Origin of the sequence: Streptomyces sp. Tue6028 (genome assembly GCF_002300165.1) — a bacterium.
In the GTDB taxonomy this organism is placed as follows: domain Bacteria; phylum Actinomycetota; class Actinomycetes; order Streptomycetales; family Streptomycetaceae; genus Streptomyces; species Streptomyces siamensis.
Map to the genome: position 1 here is coordinate 69,849 of NZ_MLCE01000035.1, position 19,343 is coordinate 89,191.

Sequence of the window (19,343 nt, forward strand, 5' to 3'; positions counted from 1 at the left end):
CGAGCATCACGGTGACCGCCGGGAGGACGCGCGCAGACCGTGGTACCAGCCGAGCACCCGGCGTTCGATCAGCTGGAAGACGACCGAGAGGACGAAGCCGAGCAGGCCCAGGACGAGGATCCCGGTCCACATGTCGGGGATGGCGAAGCCGCGCTGGAACTGGACGACGGTGAAGCCGAGGCCGTTGCTGGCCGCGAACATCTCGCTGATCACCATGAGGATGATCCCGATGGACAAGGCCTGGCGCAGGCCGGCGAAGATCTGCGGGCTCGCCGCCGGCAGCACCAGGGCGCGCAGCCCGGCGGCGCCCGTGATGCCGTACGAACGTGCCGTCTCCGCCATCACGGAGTCGACCGCCCGTACGCCCTCGACCGTGTTGAGCAGGATCGGCCAGACGCAGCCGCTCGCGATCACGGTGACCTTCATGCCGTCGCCGATACCCGCGAACAGCATGATCACCGGGACGAGGACGGGCGGCGGGATGGCCCGCAGGAACTCCAGGACCGGTTCGCACACGGCCCGCACCCGGCGATAGGAGCCGATGAGCGTGCCGAGCGCCACCCCGGCGACGGCCGCCACCGTATAGCCGCCGAGCAGCCGCAGCAGGCTGGGCCGCAGGTCGCCGCGGAGCCGTTCGCCGGTCCAGACGTCGGGGAAGGTCTTCAGGACGGTGCGCAGCGGCGGCCAGTAGACGTCGGTGCTGTCGTCGGACGCGAACCACCAGAGCACGACCAGGAGCACGGGCAGGGCGACGGCGTACAGCAGCCGGAGCAGGACCCTGCGCCAGGTTCCCGGCCGCGTCCGGCCGACGGGGACCTCGCTCACACCGTCACCTCCCCGCGCACCGACTGGTGCCAGGCCAGCGCCCGCCGTTCCACCGTGCGGGCACCCACGTTGATCAGCAGCCCGAGCAGACCGGTCACCACGATCAACGCGTACATCTCGGGCACCGCCTGCGAGGTCTGCGCGACCGCGATGCGGGCCCCCAGCCCCGGTGCGCCGATGACGAGTTCGGCGGTCACGGTGAGGATGAGCGCCACCGCCGCGGCCAGCCGGACGCCCGTCATGACGTAGGGGAGAGCCGTCGGCCACAGCACGTGCCGCACCCTCGCCCAGGTGCCGAGCCCGTACGAGCGGGCCGTCTCGTCGGCGACCGGGTCGACGTCCTGGACGCCGTACAGGACCTGGACGAGGACCTGCCAGAAGGCCGCGTAGACCACGAGGAGCAGGACCGAGCGGAGACCGGTGCCGTACAGGAGGACGGCCAGCGGGATCAGGGCGACGGAGGGGATGGGACGGAGGAACTCGACCGTCGAGGCGGTGGCCTCGCGCAGATGGGGCACGACCGAGATCAGCACCCCTGCCAGGATCCCGGCACTCACCGCGATCGCCAGGCCGAGCGCCCAGCCGGTGAGGGTGTCGCCGAGCGCGGTCCAGAAGGCGGTCTCGGCGAACTCGTCGCGCAGCGCGCCCGCGATCCGGCTCGTCGGCGGGAAGTACTGCTCCTTGACGAGGCCGAGCCGCGGCACCGCCTCGCCCAGGGCGAGGAACGCCGCGAGCCCGGCCGTGCCCAGCGCGGTGTTCGCTCCCCTCACGGCAGCAGCTTGTCCAGGTCGGGCTCCGTCTTGAACAGGCCGTCCTGCGCGCCCAGTTTCTCCAGTGCCTCGATCGAGGCGCGGTTCGCCTCGGCCGGCCACTTGGGCAGCGTCACCTTCTCCAGCACCGCGGCGGGGATCTTCGTGTACGTGGTGACGATCTGCCGGACCTCGTCCGGGTGGGCGTCGGCGTAGGCCAGGGACTCGGCCGTGGCCTCCTGGAACTTCTTCACCACGCCGGGGTTCTTCTGCGCGTACTGCGTCGAGGTGAAGTACATGGCGACGGTGAGGTTCTGCGCGACGTCGACCAGGGACGAGGCGATCTCCGTGCCGCCCTGGCTCTTGACCGTGGCGAGCGCCGGTTCGACCACCATCGCGGCGTCGATCTGCCCGCTGTCCAGGGCGGCGGGCATCTGGTCGAAGGCGAGCTCGACGAACTTCACCTCGGACGGGTCCCCGCCGGCCTTGCGCACCGACTCGCGCACCGCCGTCTCGTTGATGTTCTTCAGCGTGTTGACGGCGACCTTCTTGCCTTCGAGGTCCTTCGCCGACTTGATGGCGCTGCCCTTCTTCACCGTGATGGCGCCGAAGTCCTTGCCCGCCACGCCCGTCGAGGCGACCCCGTTGGCGATGGCCTTCACGGGCACGTTGTTGGACTGGGCGATCATCAGGCTCGTCATGTTGCTGAAGCCGAACTGGAACTGGCCGGAGACGACGCCCGGCACGATGGCCGCGCCGCCCTGCGCCGTCGTCATGGAGAGCTTCAGGCCCCGCTTGGCGTAGAAGCCCTTCTGCTGGCCGAGGTAGACCGGTGCGACGTCGACGATGGGGATGATGCCGACCTTGACGGTCGTGGTGCCGCCGGACGAGGCGTTCTTGTCCGAGGCGCCACCGCCGTCGGACGAGCCGCAGGCCGACGCGGCGACCAGGAAGGTTCCGGCCGCGAGCGCGGCAAGCAGACGACGCATGGCTCCTCCTGTGCAGACGAGGTGTTCCGACAGGCTGTGCGCACACCGCACAATGGTGCTCAGCGCGAAGGTAGAACGCCCGTACGGCCGGGTCAATGGCTCTGGCTGACAATATTGTTGACAGTTAGTGGAGTGCGCTCGCCCCCTGCGCGGAGAGCGTGCCCCGACGTCCCCCTGGAGGCGACCATGCCTGCAGCAGCCCGCGCGCCCCACTTCGTCCGGTCCTTCGAACGCGGCCTCGCCGTCATCCGCGCCTTCGGCGCCGACCAGCCGGAACTGACGCTCAGTGAAGTGGCGCGCGCCTGCGACCTGACCCGGGCGGCGACCCGCCGCTTCCTGCTGACCCTCGTCGACCTCGGGTACGTCCACAGCGACGGCCGCACCTTCCGGCTCACCCCGCGCGTGCTTGAACTCGGCTACGCCTATCTCTCCGGCTTCTCCCTGCCGCAGATCGCGCAGCCGCACCTGGAGCAACTCGCCGAACGGGTGGGGGAGTCGTCCTCGCTGTGCGTCCTCGACGGCGACGACATCGTGTACGTGGCCCGCGTGCCCACCCGGCGCATCATGACCGCCGCCATCACCGTCGGCACCCGCTTCCCGGCCCATGTCACCTCCGTGGGCCGGGTGATCCTCGCGCACCGTGCGGACGAGGAGACCGACGCCCGGCTCGCCCGTGCCGACCTGCGGCCCCTCACGGCCCGCACGATCGTGTCGGCCGACGCGCTGAGGGCCGAACTGCACCGCGTACGGCGTCAGGGATACGCCATCGTGGACCAGGAGTTGGAGGAGGGACTGTGCTCGGTCGCCGCCCCGGTGTGCGGCCGGGACGGCGAGGTGGTGGCGGCCGTGAACATCCCCGTGCATGCCAGCCGCAACTCCGTCGAGTCCGTCCGCCGCGACCTGCTGCCGCACCTGCTGGCCACGGTGGTGGCGATCGAGGCCGACCTCCGGATCACAGATCCAGCACGAGCCGCTTCCCGCGACAGCGCGACACACAGATGAGCATGGTCTCGCCCGTCTCCCGTTCCGCCTCGGTCAGCACCGAGTCCCGGTGGTCGGGCACCCCCTCCAGGACGTCCGTCTCGCAGGTGCCGCACGTGCCTTCGGTGCAGGAGTAGAGCACCTCGACCCCGGCCGCGCGCACGGTGTCGAGGACGGACACGTCCGGCGCCACGACGAGCGTGCGCCCCGAACGTTCGAGGACCACCTGGAACTCCGTGTTCCCGCCCGGCTCCGCCTCCTTCGGCCGGAAGCGCTCGACACGCAGCAGCCGCGGGGGACAGCGTTCCTGCACCGCGTCGAGGAGCGGCTCCGGGCCGCAGCAGTAGACGAGCGTGCCCGCGGGCAGCGCGGCCAGCACCGGATCGAGGTCCAGCAGCCCTGCCTCGTCCTGGGGCGCGATCCGCACCCGGTCGCCGTACCGGCCGAGCTCCTCGACGAACGCCATCGACGCCCGGGTCCGCCCGCCGTACAGCAGTGTCCACTCCGCGCCCGCCGCCTCCGCCGCGGCGAGCATCGGCAGGATCGGTGTGATGCCGATGCCGCCGGCGACGAACCGGTACCGGGGCGCGGGCTCCAGCGCGAAGTGATGGCGCGGTCCGCGCACCCGGACCCGGTCGCCCGGGGCCAGCCGGCCGTGCACGTACGCCGATCCGCCGCGGCCGTCGGCCTCGAGGAGCACCGCGATCCGCCATGTGCCGCGGTCGGCCGGATCACCGCACAGCGAGTACTGCCGCTCAAGTCCCGGCCCGAGCACGACGTCGACGTGTGCGCCCGGCCGCCAGGCGGGAAGCTCCGCGCCGGACGGGTGGCGCAGGGTGAGCGCGAGCACGCCGTCGGCCACGGACTCCCGTAGCCCGACGACGAGTTCCGCTTCGTACAAGGTCATCGCTCGTTTCCTCGGAGGGTGTGTCCGTCGGGGTGGGCGAGCATCCACTCCCACATCTCGACCGGGTCGTGCGCGGTGTGCTCGGCGCCGCAGTGACAGGTGCCGTGCAGCAGGTCCGTGCCCGGCAGCCAGTCGACGCGGTAGATCTGCCCGGTGGGACCGGTCACCGGACCTGCTCCACCGGCTTGTCGCCCTCCTCGACCAGCCGGGCGAGGATGCGGCGGGCCGCGAGTCCGCCGGTGTCGATGTTGATGCTGAGCTCCTGATAACCGGCGCGCTCCGAACCCAGCGTCCTCTGGAGCAGGTTGAGCGCGTCCACGTCCTGCATCACGACCGTGTGGTTGAAGTCGTGCAAAAAGGCGGTGACTTCCTCGTCGTCGGGAGCGAAGTCCCGGGAGACCGCCCAGAAGTCGTACACGCTGCCGTCGCCGGACGGTGTGATCGCGTACGTGATCTCGGTGTGGAAGCCGTTCGGGTCGGTGCCGTCCGCCTCCGGCAGCACGCCGGCCGGTGCGATCCGGCTGTGCAGCAGATACAGGCACGGGGCGTGGTACTCGATGTCCTGCCAGCGGGTGATGCGCCCCTCGATCCCGGTGGAGCGGGCGTAGAAGGGCGGGCACGCGGCGTCGTCCATGTGCCGGCTGACCCGTACGATGCCGGCGCCCTCGTCGACCTCGGTGGTGATCGGTGTCTCGGCCACCTCGGGCGTGCCGATGTAGCCGCCGTGCAGATATGTCTCGTGGGAGAGGTCGAGCAGGTTGTCGACGAGGAGACCGTAGTCGGCGTCGATGGGCTCCATCCCGCGGACCGTGACCCAGTCCGGGGAGTCGAGGTGCCGGGCGCGCGGGATCGTCCCCGCGTCGGCGAGCGCGGGGTCGCCGATCCAGACCCAGATCAGGGAGTCCTGTTCGACCAGCGGGTAGGAGGCGACCCGGGCCGTGCGCGGTATGCGTTTCTGGCCCGGCACGTACACGCAGGCACCCGTGGTGTCGTACGTGAACCCGTGGTACCCGCACACGATCCGGTCGCCGTCGAGCCGGCTCTCCGAGAGCGGGTAACGGCGGTGCACACAGCGGTCGGACAGGGCGACCGCCGTCCCGTCGTCCTCGGTGCGGTAGAGGACGAGGGGCTCACCTAGGACGGTCCGGCCGAGCAGTTCGCGCCCGACCTCGTGCGAGTGGGCGACGACGTACCACTGGTTCCTGGCGAAAGCGGTCATGTGAGGCATGGCGTTCCCGTCCCTGAGGCGCGGGGCCTCGTCGCCCCGCCTGCGCACCAGATTCGTGACGCCCGCCACAGTGCGGCAAGGCTTCTTCCGTCAGGCGGAAGGGTTCGTCGACCGGCTGCCGGCCGGAGTCTTCCGCCAGGCCATGGACCGCCCGGGACGGCGGCCTGACGCCCTGTCCGAAACCGTTCGCCTCACGTACCGCCGACTTTCACATGGGAGCCACAGGGCCCTTCCCTGACGTTTGGTGCTCTTGGAACACTCCAACCGCGCACAATCACTCACCGTTCGGCCGACCGGGCCCGTCAGGACAAGAGGTCACCCACTCATGAGCCAAGTGAATCGGCGCCGATTCCTCCAACTCGCCGGTGGTACCGCGGCGTTCACCGCGATGTCCGACAGCATCCAGCGTGCCGCGGCGCTGCCCGCCCACCACCGCTCCGGCACGATCGAGGACGTCGAGCACATCGTCGTCCTGATGCAGGAGAACCGCTCCTTCGACCACTACTTCGGCTCGCTGAGAGGCGTCCGCGGCTTCGGCGACCCGCGGCCCGCGACGACGTCGGGCGGCAAGTCGGTCTGGCACCAGTCGGACGGCACCAAGGACGTGCTCCCCTTCCGGCCGGAGGCCGACGACCTGGGGCTCGCCTTCATCCAGGACCTGCCGCACGGCTGGAGCGACGGACACACCGCCTTCAACAAGGGCAAGTACGACAAGTGGGTGCCGGCCAAGTCGGCGACCACGATGGCCTACCTGACCCGCGAGGACATCCCGTTCCACTACGCGCTCGCCGACTCCTTCACCATCTGCGACGCGTACCACTGCTCCTTCATAGGCTCCACCGACCCCAACCGCTACTACCTGTGGACGGGATACACCGGCAACGACGGCAAGGGCGGCGGGCCCGTCCTCGGCAACGACGAGGCCGGCTACGACTGGACCACCTACCCGGAGCGCCTCGAAGCGGCGGGGGTGTCCTGGAAGATCTACCAGGACGTCGGCGACGGACTGGACGCGAACGGCTCGTGGGGCTGGATCCCCGACGCGTACCGCGGCAACTACGGCGACAACTCGCTGCTGTACTTCAACCAGTACCGCAACGCCCAGCCCGGTGACCCCCTCTACGACAAGGCCCGCACCGGCACCGACGCCCGCAAGGGCGAGGGCTTCTTCGACCAGCTGAAGGGCGACGTGAAGGGCGGCAAGCTGCCGCAGATCTCCTGGATCGTCGCGCCCGAGGCCTTCACCGAGCACCCGAACTGGCCCGCCAACTACGGCGCCTGGTACATCGCCCAGGTCCTGGACGCGCTCACCTCCGCGCCCGAGGTGTGGGCGAAGACGGCCCTGTTCATCACGTACGACGAGAACGACGGCTTCTTCGACCACCTCGTGCCGCCGTACCCGCCGCAGTCGGCCGCGCAGGGCAAGTCGACCGTCGACGTCGGTCCCGACCTCTTCAAGGGTGACGCGGGTCACGCCGCCGGGCCGTACGGTCTCGGCCAGCGGGTGCCCATGCTCGTCGTCTCGCCCTGGAGCAAGGGCGGCTACGTCTGCTCCGAGACGCTCGACCACACCTCGGTCATCCGCTTCATGGAGCGCCGCTTCGGGGTGCACGAGCCGAACATCTCGCCCTGGCGGCGCGCGATCAGCGGTGACCTCACCTCGGCCTTCGACTTCTCCCGCAGGGACACCAAGCCGGTGAACCTGCCGGACACCGAGGGCTACCGCCCGCCGGATCACGACCGTCACCCCGACTATGTGCCCACGCCGCCCGCGAACCCGGCACTGCCCAAGCAGGAGCGCGGCTCGCGCCCGGCCCGCCCGCTCAAGTACGCGCCCCTGGTGGACGGCGCGGCGGACACGGCGGCCGGCACCTTCACGCTCACCTTCGGCTCGGGCGCGAAGGCCGGTGCCGCCTTCCTCGTGACCTCCGGGAACCGCACCGACGGCCCCTGGACGTACACCACCGAGGCGGGCCGGACGGTCGCGGACACCTGGAACTCCGCCTACTCGAACGGTTCGTACGACCTCACGGTGCACGGCCCCAACGGCTTCCTGCGCACCTTCGAGGGTCCCGGCCGGACGGCGGGCCCGGAGGTCACCGCCCGCCACGTGGGCGACGACCTGGAGCTGACCTTCCGCAACAAGGGCTCCGGCACGGTGCGTCTGAAGCTCACCGACGGCTACGGCGCGGGTCCACGGACGTTCAAGGTGCGGCCCGGCGCGACCGTGAAGCACACGGTGGACCTGCGGTCGAGCAAGCGCTGGTACGACCTGACGGTGGTGTCGGACGCGGACGCGGGCTTCCTGCGGCGATTCGCCGGACATGTCGAGAACGGCCGACCCGGTGTCAGCGACCCGGCGATCGTGACCGTCTGATGGTTACCCGGGCGCCGGTTGAATTCCGGCCGTCTCAGGGTAGTGTGCCCCGGTGACCACGCATTCGAACACTCCTGCAGGTTGGTACCCGGATCCGCACGGGGCGCCCCAGACTCTGCGTTATTGGGACGGCTCGCAGTGGACGGACCACACGAATGCGGACCAGCAGGCCCCGGCCGCGCCGCAGGTGCCGCACCAGGCCCAGCCGCAGCAGGGTTACGGTCAGCAGCCCGCGGCCGCGCCCGACCCGCGTGTGCAGAGTCAGGTGCAGCAGCAGGCCGGTGTCGCGCCCAACGCCGCCGGTGGTGGCAGCCTGTTCACCGAGCCGGTCCTGGTGGTGAACCAGAAGGCCAAGCTGATCGAGCTGACCAACGAGTACAAGGTCATGGATCAGAACGGCAACCAGCTCGGCGCGGTCACCGAGGTCGGGCAGAGCGCGCTGAAGAAGATCCTGCGCTTCGTCTCCAGCCTCGACCAGTTCATGACGCACCGGCTGGAGATCCGTGACGCCCACGGCCGGCCGCAGCTGCTGCTGACCCGTCCCGCGAAGTTCCTCAAGTCGCGGGTGATCGTGTCCCGTCCGGACGGCTCGCCCGTCGGCGAGATCGTGCAGCAGAACATGATCGGGAAGATCAACTTCGCGATGAACGTCAACGGCCAGCAGGTCGGCGCGATCAAGGCGGAGAACTGGCGTGCCTGGAACTTCGCGATCGTCGACCACGCGGACAACGAGGTGGCCCGGATCACCAAGACCTGGGAAGGCCTCGCCAAGACGATGTTCACCACTGCGGACAACTACGTCCTGCAGATCCACTTCCAGCTCCCGGAGCCGCTGCTGAGCCTCGTCGTGGCGACGGCGCTGACCGTGGACACGGCGCTCAAGCAGGACTCCCGCGGTCTGGGCTGAGTCCGACACGCGGAAGGGCGGTTGCGGGATCCCGCAACCGCCCTTCCGTCGTTCCCGGCCCCCGGGGGCTAGAGCGTGGTCAGATGTCCCGAGTTGGGCTGCTTCGGCACCAACGAGGGCTCGTACGCGGCCGGTCCGGTCTCCAGCGCCAGCACCGCGGCGACCGGGTGGTCGTCGTCCACCGCGTCGTGGACCGGGGCCGCGGGCTCGGGTGCCGAGCGCGACAGCGTCACCACGCCCCACGCCGCGATCCCCGCTCCGGCGAGCGCCAGCAGCATCCCGGCGGCGCCGCCCTGGAGCCGCTCGCCGAGCAGCGACAGCCCGATCACCACCGCGGCCACCGGATTCGCGAGCGTCACCACGGCGAGCGGAGCGCCCAGACCGCCCTGGTACGCGGTCTGCGACAGCAGCAGTCCGCCTGCCGCGAAGGCCGCCACGAGCAGCGCCACCACGATCACCTGGGCACTGAGCAGAGAGTCCGAGCGGTCCGTCGCCGCCACGGTCACCGTCTGGGTGAGTGCCGACGCGACGCCCGAGGCGAATCCGGAGGCGGTCGCGTGCCGCAGGCCCGGCCGGGCGCCGGGACGGGACAGCCCGCCGATCAGCACGGCCGTCGTACCGGCGACGGCCAGCGCCTCGGGCACGCTCAACACGTCGTCGGGCGCGGGTCCTGACGCCGTGACGAGCACTGCCGCGAGACCGATCAGGGTCAGCGCCGTGCCCCGCCATTCGACCGCGCTGACCCGCCGCCCCGCCATGCGGGCGCCGAGCGGGACCGCCGCCACGAGCGTGAGCGCGCCGAGCGGCTGCACCAGGGTGAGCGTGCCGTACTTGAGCGCGGCGACGTGCAACAGCGCGGCGGAGGCGTTGAGCATGACCGACCACCACCAGGCGCCGCCGGCCAGCAGGCGCAGCGTGCCCGATCCGGCGGACCGGGCGGCGAGCCGCTCCTGGGCGACGGCGGCCGCGGCGTAGGCGACGGCCGAGAACAGGGACAGGACGACGGCGGTGACGGTCGCGTTCATCGCCCCGCCCCCACGAGCTCCGGGAGGTCCGCCACCGGTTCACCGGCGCGTGCCTGGGTGCGTCCCGCGGTCGTCGACGTCCGGTGCGGAAGGTGGATCACCGCGAGGGCGCCGCCGAGCAGCGCGGTCGCGACGATCGAGTCGAGCCAGTAGTGGTTCGCCGTGCCGACGATCACCAGCAGGGTGAGCAGCGGGTGCAGGAGCCAGAGCCCGCGCCATCGGGAGCGGGTGGCCGCGATCAGTCCGATCGCCACCATCAGCGCCCAGCCGAAGTGCAGCGACGGCATCGCCGCGAACTGGTTCGCCATCGAGTCGGTCGCCGGGTGCGCGCCGTACACCGTGGGGCCGTACACCTGACCGGTGTCCACGAGGCCCGCCGCGTCGAGCAGGCGCGGCGGGGCGAGCGGGAAGGCGAGGTGTCCCACGAGCGCGGCGGCGGTCACCGCGGCGAGGATCCGGCGGGCCCACACGTAGTGGACGGGGCGCCGCAGGTACAGCCAGATCAGGAAGGCCGCGGTCGCCGGGAAGTGGACGGTCGCGTAGTAGGTGTTCGCGAGGTGCACCAGGGTGTCGCTGTGCAGCAGCGCGCCCTGGACGGCGCCCTCGCCGGGGAGGTGGACGGCCCGTTCCAGGTCCCATACGTGGCCGGCGTTGCGGAAGGCCTCGGCCGTGTGGCCGGTGGCGAGCTGGCGGCCGACCTTGTAGACGACGAAGAGGCCCACGACGAGCAGCAGCTCACGCAGCAGCGGCGGCCGGGCCGAGGTGTCGTCGGGCTGCGAGGGACGGCGCGCCCCGGCCCGCGCGGTGCCCGCGTGCACACGCGGGCCGCCCTTGCGCGGGCGCGGCAGCGCGGCCGCGACGCGCGCGTACGCCCTGGTGGCGGTGCCCGTGGGCACCGCCACGCGTATGGCCGCGTCGGGCGGCTCCGGTTCCGCGGCGGACTCTCCAGGCTCGGTTCGGGAATTCATCCCCCGGCCCCCTTGCTGACGGTCTTGCTGGGTGGTGCGTGGTGAGCCCAGGACAGGATCCACTCGACAGAGAAGTGGGTCCTGTCCAAGGCTCATCGATACGAGAGTGTACCGATACGTTGGTGTACCGATACGGGAGTGTACCGATACGCCACTGTACCGATACGAGGCCGTACCGGTACAGTGGCGTATCGATTAGACTGTGTGAAGCCGACCACCGAGACGAGCCGGATTCCGTCCGGACTCGTTCAGGACCAGCCCGGATCCAATGAGGAGAAGAGCCATGACGTCGCAGGCCGCGGACGGACCGGACTCGGTCGTCGCCTCGCGCCGCTCCAAGATCACGCCCGAGCGTGAGCAGGAGTTCTACGACGCCGTGCTCGATCACATCCGGGTCTGCGGGTACGAATCGCTCACGATGGAGGGCGTGGCCTCGAGCACCCGGTGCAGCAAGTCCACGCTGTACCGGCAGTGGCGCACCAAGCCCCAGCTCGTGGCGGCGGCGCTGCGCGCCAACCGCTGTCCGCGCTTCTCCGGCATCGACACCGGAACGCTCGCCGGGGACCTGCGCGCGGCGGCACGGGCCGCGGGCGAGTGGTCGGGGCGTGACAGCACCCAGCTCCTCCAGGGCCTCGGCCACGCCGTGACCCAGGACAGGGAGCTCCAGCAGGCGCTGCGCGACGCGCTCGTCGAACCCGAGGTCGCCGAGCTGAGGGAGATGATCCAGCGCGGGGTGGACCGCGGCGAGATCGCGGCCGACCATCCGGCGCTGGAGTTCATCCCCGCGCAGCTGCTCGGCGTGCTGCGGGTGCGCCCGCTCCTGGAGGGCCAGTACGCCGACGAGGCGTATCTCACAGAATTCGTCGAGGCCGTCGTGCTGCCCGCACTCGGCCTGACCTGAGACTCAGGTCGCCGTCCGCGGGATGACCGGACGTCGGCCTGTACCGCGCCGCACCGTGGGGACGGGGGCGGCGCGCACCCCCCGGCCGGGTGGGGTTCCCCTTGAGCGGAGGGGCGCTCCACCCGGCCGATCCAAGCCCGCACCGCTCCCGGGACCCGGCGGGGTCCCCGGAGCGGTGAGGGTCACACGTTCTGGCCGTTGCCGCCGGCTCCCGGCGCGGCCTTGATGCCCTTGGTGATCGTGTCGATCACCGACAGCTCGGGCGCCTTGGAGCTGACGTCGATGCCGAAGCGCACCACGACGAGGCTCTTGGGCACCACCGGGGACGGGAAGACGAGCGACTCGACGTAGCCGTCGTCGCCCTTGCTCGTCACGACCTTCCAGCGGACCAGATAGCCCTTCTCGCCTGCCACCGTGACCGCCTTGGAGGCGAGTTCGGTGTGCGAGGTGATCGTGCCGTACCCCTCGCCGTACGACTCCTTGGCGTTCTTGGCGATGTCCTCCTTGGCGGCCGCCTCCGCGGTGGTCGCCTTCAGGCCCTGCGCCAGGGCGGGAGCCGAGTAGGCGCCGCCCCGCTGGCAGTTCTGCGAGGTGTCGCCGGGGCACTTGTAGGTGTCCTTCGTGGAGACCGAGGCTCCGGCCTGCATGCTGCGGCCCGTCCAGCCGTCCGGCACCGGGAGACTGATGCCGCTGAGCCCGTCGGTCGCGTAGCCGTCCTCGGTCTGCGGCTGTCCGGACCGGTCGGGGGCCGGTGACCGGCCCTCGGGTCCGCCCTGGCCGTCCCCCGGTCCGCCGCTGCCGCCCGGGCCGTTCGGCCCCGCGGGGCCCTGGGAGTTCGCGCTGCCGCCGTCGTCCTTGGTGAGGGCGTACACGCCGCCGCCGATGCCCGCCAGGACCGCGATCGCGGCGGCCACGGCTATGGCCGTGCGCAGCCCGCGCCGCGGACGGGACTGCGGAGAGGCCGGGTACGGTCCGGCCGCGGGGTACGCCGGAGGACCCCAGGGAGCGGCCGATCCGACCGGGCGGGTCTGGTCCGTCCATGCCATACCGTCCCACCAGCGCTCGGTGGCGGGAGCGTCACTTGTCTGCCCCGGGTCGGGATACCAGCCGGGAGGAGTCGCCTGCGTCATGGTGCCCACCGTATGAGCCCCGGGTGAAAGGCGGATGAGAGGGTGCCCCGGGAATCACTTCAGCACGAGCCGGACCGGCGCCCGGTCGGCGGGCGGCGGCAGCCGCAGCCCGCCGCGGCCCGGGGTGATCGAACCGAGCACGCTCGGGTGCCGCGCCCCGGTGCTCGTCGGTTCCGTGCCCGCCAGCCCGTGCAGCGTCAGGAAGCCCAGCACGGCGAAGGCGTACGCCTCCTTGGCGTCCGAGGGGAGCCCCAGCTCGTCGGAGGTGAGCAACGGCACACCCGGCAGTTCCGCGTCCAGCATCGCCATGAGGGTGGGATTGCGGGTTCCGCCGCCCGAGGCGATCACCTCGGTGGCCCCGACCCCGCGCACCGCGTCCGCGACCGTGCGGGCGGTGAGCCGGGTGAGGGTCGCGATGACGTCCTCGGCGGTGAGCGTGCCGAAACCCGCCAGGGCGTCCCGCAGATAGCCGAGGTGGAACAGTTCCTTGCCGGTCGTCTTGGGCGCGGGCAGCGCGTAGTACGGCTCGTCGAGCAGGCGGCGCAGCAGGGGTTCGTGGACGCTGCCGCGGGCGGCCAGCGCTCCGTCCACGTCGTAGGCCAGGCTCCCTCCGCTCAGTCCCCGGGCGGCCGCGTCGACGAGCGCGCACGCCGGGCCCGTGTCGAAGGCGGTGCCGTCGGGTGCGGTGAGGTTGGCGATGCCGCCGAGGTTCAGGGCGACCGGCGCGCCCGGTCTGCCGCGCAGCCACAGCAGGTCGATCAGGCTCACCAGTGGCGCGCCCTGGCCGCCCGCGGCGATGTCGCGGGGGCGGAAGTCGGCGACGACGGGCAGCCCGGTCGCCTCGGCGATCCACGCGGGCTGACCGAGCTGGAGGCTGCCGCGGACCTGCCCGCCCTCGGTCCAGTGGTAGACCGTCTGGCCGTGCGAGGCGACCAACTCGGCCGATCCGCCGCACAGTTCACGATCCGCGCGCACGGCCGCCGCCGCGAAGGAGTGCCCGATCAGCGTGTCCAGCCGGCACACCTCGGCCAGGCTGGTCGTGGCCGGGGGCAGCGCCGCCGCGAGGGCCTCGCGCAGGGCCGCGTCGTACTCCTCGCCGACGAGCCCGAGCGGGCGCAGGACGAGGCTGTCCCCGTCGAGCGTCAGCTCGGCCGCCGCCGCGTCGATCGCGTCGTACGACGTGCCGGACATCAGGCCGATCACCCGCACCTGATCAACTCCTCTGGATCTCCTGGCTCTTGACGAGCGTACGCGGACGCCTGCCGAGCGTGGCGAGCGCGAGGACGCTGACGGCGCAGGTCGCCGCCGCGTAGTACCCGGGGATGTCCACGCTCCCCGTCCGCTTGATCGTCTCCGTGATGATGAGCCCCGCACAGCCCGAGAACACCGCATTGGACAAGGCGTAGGCGAGTCCCAGGCCCGTGTAGCGGACGCTCGTCGGGAACATCTCGGAGAGCATCGCGGGCCCCGGACCCGCCATCAGCCCGACGACGGCACCCGCCACGAGTACGGCGGCCCCCTTCACCGCGTTCGACGCCCCGGGTTCCTGAAGGAGGTTGAGCAGCGGGACCGCGAGCACGGTGACCAGGACGGCTCCCGTGAGCATCACCGGGCGGCGCCCGACGCGGTCGCTGAGCAGACCCGCCGGGACGATCGTGAGCGCGAAGCCGAGGTTGGCGAGGACCGTGGCGAGCAACGCCTGCCGGAAACTCGCGTTCAGGCTGCTCTGCAGGTAGGAGGGGAGGACGACGAGGAAGGTGTAGCCGGCCGCGGCCCAGCCCATGACGCGCGCGGCGCCGAGCGTGATCGCCCGGGCGACCTCGCGGCGCGGCGGCCGCTCCCGTGCTTCCTCGCCCGCAGACTCGCGCCGGAAGGAGGGCGTCTCGTCCAGCCGGAGCCGCAGCCACAGCGCGCCGAGGCCCAGCGGCAGTGTCAGCAGGAACGGCAGCCGCCAGCCCCACGCCTCCAGCGCCCGCGCGTCCAGGACCGTGGCCAGCAGCGCCGCCACGCCCGCGCCGCCCAGCAGGCCCAGCGCGACCGTGAACGACTGCCACGACCCGTACAGTCCGCGCCGGCCCGGCGGGGCGAACTCCGTCATCACCGAGACCGCGCCGCCGAACTCGCCGCCCGCGGACAGTCCTTGGAGCACCCGCAGGAAGGTGAGCAGCCAGGGGGCGAGGGCGCCGACGGTGGCGTACGTGGGGAGCGCGCCGATCAGGGTCGTCGCCGCCGTCATCAGCACGATCACCAGGATCAGCACCGGCCGCCGCCCGATCCGGTCCCCGAGCCGCCCGAACAGCGCCGCTCCCACCGGACGGAAGAAGAACGCCAGTGCGAACGACGCGTACGTCTTGACCAGGCCCTCGACCTCGCTGCCGCCCTCCGGGGTGAAGAAGCGGGCCGCGATGACCGTCGCGAAGTAGCCGTAGACCCCGAACTCGTACCACTCGATGAAGTTGCCCACGGAGCCCGCGAGCAGTGCTCTGCGGGAGTGCTCGGGCTGCGCGGCGCGCAGGTCCGGGTCGTGCGCGGGGGCGCTCATGCCGGTTCCTCCCGGGGGCGTGCCGGGGCCGGGCGGTCCCGGCCGGAGGCGGAGACTGATGTTGGAAAGTTAGCTTCATTTCCGGGCCCGCCGACTGTCAATAACTTTCACACATGCTGGTGGACGACCCGTGGCGTCGCCTCCGGAACCCCACTGTCACCCGTCTCGGGAACAGCTCCGCGGAGGCACCTCCACCGGGGCTTCCAGGCGGCTACGCTCGTTTCCAGCACGTCGTTCGGGTGACCTGGGGAGGTAGCGGGATGACGGAGGCACGACCCGGAGCGGTCGCCTCGGCTTCCCTGTGGGAGCGCGACGAGGAAGTCGCCACCCTCGAAGAGGCGATCGGTGCGCTGCGCGCGGATTCGGCGTCCTCGGGGAGCCTGTTGGTGTTCACCGGCGAGGCGGGGCTCGGCAAGACCGCCCTCCTCGCCGAGGCGCGCCGGATCGCGGAGAGCAGCGGCTGCGCCGTGTGGTCGGCACGCGGCGGCGAGACCGTCACGTCCGTCCCGTTCAACGTCGTGCGGCAGTTGCTCCAGCCCGCCCTCGTCTCGCTGCTGCCGGAGGAGGCGCGCGAGTATCTCGGCGACTGGTACGACATCGCCGGCCCCGCCCTCGGCATAACGGAACCGGGCGACCGACAGCCCGACCCGCAGGGCGTGTGCGACGGGCTCGTCGCCGCGGTGCGACGGCTCGCCAAGCGCGACTGGCCGCTCGTGCTGCTCATCGACGACGCGCACTGGGCCGACCAGGAGACCCTGCGCTGGCTCGCCGCGTTCGCCGAGCGCCTCGACGACCTCTCCGTCCTCGTCGTGGTCGCCCGCAGGCCCGGCGGGGTGAGCGGCGAGAGCGCCCGGCTGCTCGACGCCGTCGCCGCGACGGCCCTCCCGATCGCCACACTGAACGCACTGACCCCGACGGCTGCCGCCGGACTGACCCGCGCCACCCTCGGGGAACACGCAGACGCGCCGTTCTGCCGCGAGGTGTGGGCGGTCACCGGCGGAAACCCCTACGAGACCGTCGAACTGCTCGCCAAGGTGCAGGACAGCGACCTGGAGCCGGTCGAGGGCTCCGCCGCCGACCTGCGCGACCTGAACCGCTCGGCCCGTGGCCGCGGGCTCGTCGCCCGCCTCGAAGGACTCGGTATCGACGCCACCCGGTTCGCCTGGGCGGCGGCCATACTCGGCACCGGCATCTCCCTCGACCTCGCCGCCCAGCTCGCCGGCATGCAGACCGACGACGCGCATCGCTGCACCGAACTGCTCGGCGCCGCCCGCATCCTGACCAGGGTCGACCCCGCGAGCGGCCAAGTGGCCGACGGCGAGCTGGAGTTCGTGCACCCGCTCATCGCGACCGCGGTCTACCGCTCCATCCCGGACGCCCTGCGCACCGCGATGCACGGCCAGGCCGCCTGGGCCGTCACCGAGTCCGGGCGCGGCGCCGCCGCGGCCTCCCGCCACCTCCTCGAAGTGCACCCCGACGACGACCCCGAACTCGTCGAGCAGATGCGCGAGGCGGCCCGCGAACACCTCGCCGTCGGCGCGCCCGACGCGGCCAGGCGCTGCCTGGAGCGGGCCCTGAAGGAGCCCCCGCTCCCCGAGGTGCACGCCCGCGTCCTCTACGAACTGGGCTGCGCCACCCTCCTGACCGCCCCCGCCAGGACGATCGGCCATCTGCGTGCCGCCCTCGAACGGCCCGGCCTCGACGACGGCATGCGGGTCGACGCCGTGTTCCGGCTCTCCCAGGCGCTGCTCCACAACGACCAGCTGGAGGAAGCGGTCCGCACGGTCGACGCGGAGGCCGACCGGCTCCCTCCGGGCCCCGCCCGGATGCGGCTCCAGGCCGTCCACTACATGTGGGAAGGCATCCACGCGGGCGAGGAACGCTCCGGACACTCCCGCGGACTCGCCGAACTCGTCCAGACCTGCACCGGACGCGACAACTCCGAACGCGCGCTGCTGATACTGCGCGGCTTCGACGCGATGACCCGCGGTGAGAACGCGGAGGAGGTCGTGGAGCTGTGCGACCGCGCCCTCGTCAACGGCCGCCTCGCACCGGGCCTCGGCTGGACCGACACCGAGTGGGGCGTCGAACTCCTCCTGATGCTGGGCAGCGCCTACGCGTACGCCGACCGGCTCGACCGCGCCGAAAGCCTCTTCAGCGAGGCCCTGCGCGCCTATGTGAAGTCCGGCTGGAGCGGCGGCCACCAGTCCCTGGCCAACGCCTACCTCGGACTCGCGCACCGCAGGCGGGGCCGGCTCACCGACGCGGAGCACTACCAGCGCGAATCACTGCGCCTCGCCGAGCGGGTCGGCCGCGGCCTTCCCCTGTACTGGTCGGCGACCTGCGGGCTCATCGACACGCTGCTCGCCCGCGGCCACGTCCAGGAGGCCGCCGAGATCGCCGAACGCTACGGCTTCGCCCCGCCCTACCCGTCCACGATCGTGCTGCCCGACACCCGCTCCGTACGCGGCCGTCTGCTGCTCGCCGCCGGCCGCACGAAGGAAGGCGTCAACGAACTGGAGGCGGCGGAGAAGGCCGCCGGGGCGCGTGGCCACCACAACAACCGTGCTCGCTCCCTGGGCTCTCGACCTCGCCCGGGCCCTCGCCACCGAGGACCCGGTACGCGCCGCCGCGTTGTCGGCGGACGCCCGGCGGCAGGCCGAGCGGTTCGGCACCGACACGGCCATCGGCGAGGCGCTGCGCTGTGCGGCGGCCCTGGAGACGGGCCAGCGGGCGGTGCGGCTGGCCGCCCAGGCGGTCACCTATCTGGAGGCCTCCCCGTGCCAGTACGAACACGCGGCGGCCCGCGTCGAGTACGGCATCCTGTCCCGCTCCGTGACCGAGCTCAACAAGGGCCTGACGCTGGCCCGTTCGTGCGGCGCGAACGGACTCGTGACCCAGGCGGAGTACGCCCTGCGGACCCTGTAGCCCGTCGGACGGCGTCGGCGGCCGACCGGACGGCACCCCGTCCGGTCAGGCGCCGAGCAGTCGCTCCGTCGTCTCCTCCAGTCGCGCGCGGACCTCCGGGTCGTACGCCGCCGCGTGTGCCCGGGACGGCTTCGTCCCGTCGAAGTACCCGCCCGACCCGAGCTCCCGCGTCGCGAGGGCGATCACACCCGCCGCGCCGTCCGCCACCGTGGACCAGGGAGTGACACCGGCATCCCGGACCATCGCCGTGTCCATGTAGGTGGCCGGATGCAGGACGTTCACCGAGACGCCACTGCCCGCCAGTTCCCCGGCCAGCGTGAACGTGTGCGCGGCCAGGGCGAACTTGCTGCGGCAGTACGCCGACACACCGTCGTAGCCCCGGGTGAACTCCGGGTCGGCGAAGTCCAGCGGCTCCTGCCCCGCCGAGCCGACGTTGACGACGCGCGAGGGGGCGTTCGCGCGCAGCGTGGGCAGCAGCGCGCGGGTGAGGACGACCGGTGCCAGATGGTTGACGGCGAGCCGCAGCTCGTGGCCGTCGAGGCCCACCTCGCGGCCGGAGCCCCGCGCACCGGCGCCCACACCGGCGTTGTTGACCAGCACGTCGAGACGGGGATGTGCGGCGGCGACCTCCTCGGCCAGCCGCCGGACCTGCGCCGTCGAGGCGAGGTCGGCGACGAACCCGTGCGCCTCGCCCTCCGCGCACAGCTCCGCGACGAGCGCCCGCGTCCGCTCCGGATCACGTCCGTGGGCGAGGACGACGTGACCGGAGCGGACCAGCTCGAAGGCGACGTGACGGCCGAGGCCGGAGGTGGCGCCGGTGATCAGGACAGTGGACACGACGGCTCCGTTCGCAGATGGGCGCAGATGGTTGCCTTCACCCTAGGCA

General features: G+C 71.9%; 16 protein-coding genes and 1 pseudogene. 5 read left to right on the forward strand and 12 right to left on the reverse strand.

Going from position 1 to position 19,343, the window contains the following annotated elements:
- Positions 1-6 precede the first annotated feature (6 nt).
- The 3 genes from BKI49_RS32090 to BKI49_RS32100 are packed head-to-tail and all read right to left on the reverse strand — an operon-like array spanning position 7 to position 2,563.
- Complete coding sequence (locus BKI49_RS32090; RefSeq protein WP_095937803.1) at positions 7-825, reverse strand: ABC transporter permease; 819 nt, start codon at positions 823-825, stop codon at positions 7-9.
- The gene (locus BKI49_RS32095; RefSeq protein WP_095937804.1) at positions 822-1,595 is read right to left on the reverse strand and encodes an ABC transporter permease; all 774 of its coding nucleotides are present in this window, start codon (positions 1,593-1,595) and stop codon (positions 822-824) included. Before BKI49_RS32095 ends, BKI49_RS32090 begins: the two co-directional genes overlap by 4 nt.
- Positions 1,592-2,563 carry an ABC transporter substrate-binding protein gene (locus BKI49_RS32100; RefSeq protein WP_095937805.1) on the reverse strand — a complete coding sequence of 324 codons (972 nt, stop codon included), beginning with the start codon at positions 2,561-2,563 and terminating at the stop codon, positions 1,592-1,594. The genes BKI49_RS32095 and BKI49_RS32100 overlap by 4 nt, the downstream gene beginning before the upstream one ends.
- A 186-nt stretch (positions 2,564-2,749) precedes the next feature.
- Here BKI49_RS32100 and BKI49_RS32105 point away from each other — a divergent pair, with 186 nt between their 5' ends.
- Positions 2,750-3,565, forward strand: coding sequence for an IclR family transcriptional regulator domain-containing protein (locus BKI49_RS32105; protein WP_095937806.1), 816 nt, complete (start codon positions 2,750-2,752; stop codon positions 3,563-3,565).
- On the opposite strand, the gene BKI49_RS32110 is transcribed toward BKI49_RS32105, so the two are convergent.
- Genes BKI49_RS32110 through BKI49_RS32120 form a run of 3 tightly spaced genes read right to left on the reverse strand, consistent with a single transcriptional unit; the run spans position 3,516 to position 5,679 of the window.
- Complete coding sequence (locus BKI49_RS32110) at positions 3,516-4,451, reverse strand: PDR/VanB family oxidoreductase (protein ID WP_095937807.1); 936 nt, start codon at positions 4,449-4,451, stop codon at positions 3,516-3,518. The genes BKI49_RS32105 and BKI49_RS32110 overlap by 50 nt on opposite strands.
- Positions 4,448-4,618 carry a hypothetical protein gene (locus BKI49_RS35480; RefSeq protein ID WP_095937808.1) on the reverse strand — a complete coding sequence of 57 codons (171 nt, stop codon included), beginning with the start codon at positions 4,616-4,618 and terminating at the stop codon, positions 4,448-4,450. Before BKI49_RS35480 ends, BKI49_RS32110 begins: the two co-directional genes overlap by 4 nt.
- Positions 4,615-5,679 (reverse strand): aromatic ring-hydroxylating dioxygenase subunit alpha, encoded by a 1,065-nt coding sequence (locus BKI49_RS32120; RefSeq protein ID WP_095937930.1) that lies wholly within the window; start codon positions 5,677-5,679, stop codon positions 4,615-4,617. The genes BKI49_RS35480 and BKI49_RS32120 overlap by 4 nt, the downstream gene beginning before the upstream one ends.
- A gap of 325 nt (positions 5,680-6,004) precedes the next feature.
- Here BKI49_RS32120 and BKI49_RS32125 point away from each other — a divergent pair, with 325 nt between their 5' ends.
- The gene (locus tag BKI49_RS32125) at positions 6,005-8,056 is read left to right on the forward strand and encodes a phosphocholine-specific phospholipase C (protein ID WP_095937809.1); all 2,052 of its coding nucleotides are present in this window, start codon (positions 6,005-6,007) and stop codon (positions 8,054-8,056) included.
- Between the two features lie 52 nt (positions 8,057-8,108).
- Complete coding sequence (locus BKI49_RS32130) at positions 8,109-8,963, forward strand: LURP-one-related family protein (RefSeq protein ID WP_095937810.1); 855 nt, start codon at positions 8,109-8,111, stop codon at positions 8,961-8,963.
- Between the two features lie 68 nt (positions 8,964-9,031).
- Here BKI49_RS32130 and BKI49_RS32135 read toward each other — a convergent pair whose 3' ends face one another.
- Both BKI49_RS32135 and BKI49_RS32140 read right to left on the reverse strand, forming a co-directional pair.
- Positions 9,032-9,988 (reverse strand): DMT family protein, encoded by a 957-nt coding sequence (locus BKI49_RS32135; RefSeq protein ID WP_095937811.1) that lies wholly within the window; start codon positions 9,986-9,988, stop codon positions 9,032-9,034.
- Positions 9,985-10,956 carry a phosphatase PAP2 family protein gene (locus BKI49_RS32140; protein ID WP_257005042.1) on the reverse strand — a complete coding sequence of 324 codons (972 nt, stop codon included), beginning with the start codon at positions 10,954-10,956 and terminating at the stop codon, positions 9,985-9,987. The genes BKI49_RS32135 and BKI49_RS32140 overlap by 4 nt, the downstream gene beginning before the upstream one ends.
- Before the next feature lie 283 nt (positions 10,957-11,239).
- Between BKI49_RS32140 and BKI49_RS32145 the strand changes: the two genes are divergently transcribed.
- Entirely contained in the window at positions 11,240-11,857 is a 618-nt protein-coding gene (locus BKI49_RS32145; RefSeq protein WP_095937812.1) for a TetR/AcrR family transcriptional regulator, read from the forward strand.
- A gap of 182 nt (positions 11,858-12,039) precedes the next feature.
- On the opposite strand, the gene BKI49_RS32150 is transcribed toward BKI49_RS32145, so the two are convergent.
- The 3 genes from BKI49_RS32150 to BKI49_RS32160 are packed head-to-tail and all read right to left on the reverse strand — an operon-like array spanning position 12,040 to position 15,529.
- Positions 12,040-12,987 carry a DUF2510 domain-containing protein gene (locus BKI49_RS32150; RefSeq protein ID WP_095937813.1) on the reverse strand — a complete coding sequence of 316 codons (948 nt, stop codon included), beginning with the start codon at positions 12,985-12,987 and terminating at the stop codon, positions 12,040-12,042.
- Between the two features lie 54 nt (positions 12,988-13,041).
- A complete protein-coding gene (locus BKI49_RS32155; RefSeq protein WP_095937814.1) occupies positions 13,042-14,196 on the reverse strand; it encodes an anhydro-N-acetylmuramic acid kinase in 1,155 nt (384 codons plus the stop codon).
- Between the two features lie 4 nt (positions 14,197-14,200).
- Complete coding sequence (locus BKI49_RS32160; RefSeq protein ID WP_095937815.1) at positions 14,201-15,529, reverse strand: MFS transporter; 1,329 nt, start codon at positions 15,527-15,529, stop codon at positions 14,201-14,203.
- 260 nt (positions 15,530-15,789) lie between these two features.
- On the opposite strand from BKI49_RS32160, the pseudogene BKI49_RS32165 reads away from it, so the two are divergent.
- Positions 15,790-18,457, forward strand: a pseudogene (locus tag BKI49_RS32165) (ATP-binding protein).
- A gap of 45 nt (positions 18,458-18,502) precedes the next feature.
- Here the strand turns inward: BKI49_RS32165 and BKI49_RS32170 are convergent.
- Entirely contained in the window at positions 18,503-19,294 is a 792-nt protein-coding gene (locus BKI49_RS32170) for an SDR family NAD(P)-dependent oxidoreductase (RefSeq protein ID WP_095937816.1), read from the reverse strand.
- Positions 19,295-19,343 lie beyond the last annotated feature (49 nt).

Coding starts and splice junctions, on each gene's coding strand:
- BKI49_RS32100 (WP_095937805.1), bottom strand. CDS start 2,563: ATGCGTCGTCTGCTTGCCGCGCTCGCGGCCGGAACCTTCCTGGTCGCC.
- BKI49_RS32105 (WP_095937806.1), top strand. CDS start 2,750: ATGCCTGCAGCAGCCCGCGCGCCCCACTTCGTCCGGTCCTTCGAACGC.
- BKI49_RS32110 (WP_095937807.1), bottom strand. CDS start 4,451: ATGACCTTGTACGAAGCGGAACTCGTCGTCGGGCTACGGGAGTCCGTG.
- BKI49_RS32120 (WP_095937930.1), bottom strand. CDS start 5,679: ATGCCTCACATGACCGCTTTCGCCAGGAACCAGTGGTACGTCGTCGCC.
- BKI49_RS32125 (WP_095937809.1), top strand. CDS start 6,005: ATGAGCCAAGTGAATCGGCGCCGATTCCTCCAACTCGCCGGTGGTACC.
- BKI49_RS32135 (WP_095937811.1), bottom strand. CDS start 9,988: ATGAACGCGACCGTCACCGCCGTCGTCCTGTCCCTGTTCTCGGCCGTC.
- BKI49_RS32140 (WP_257005042.1), bottom strand. CDS start 10,956: ATGAATTCCCGAACCGAGCCTGGAGAGTCCGCCGCGGAACCGGAGCCG.
- BKI49_RS32145 (WP_095937812.1), top strand. CDS start 11,240: ATGACGTCGCAGGCCGCGGACGGACCGGACTCGGTCGTCGCCTCGCGC.
- BKI49_RS32150 (WP_095937813.1), bottom strand. CDS start 12,987: ATGACGCAGGCGACTCCTCCCGGCTGGTATCCCGACCCGGGGCAGACA.
- BKI49_RS32160 (WP_095937815.1), bottom strand. CDS start 15,529: ATGAGCGCCCCCGCGCACGACCCGGACCTGCGCGCCGCGCAGCCCGAG.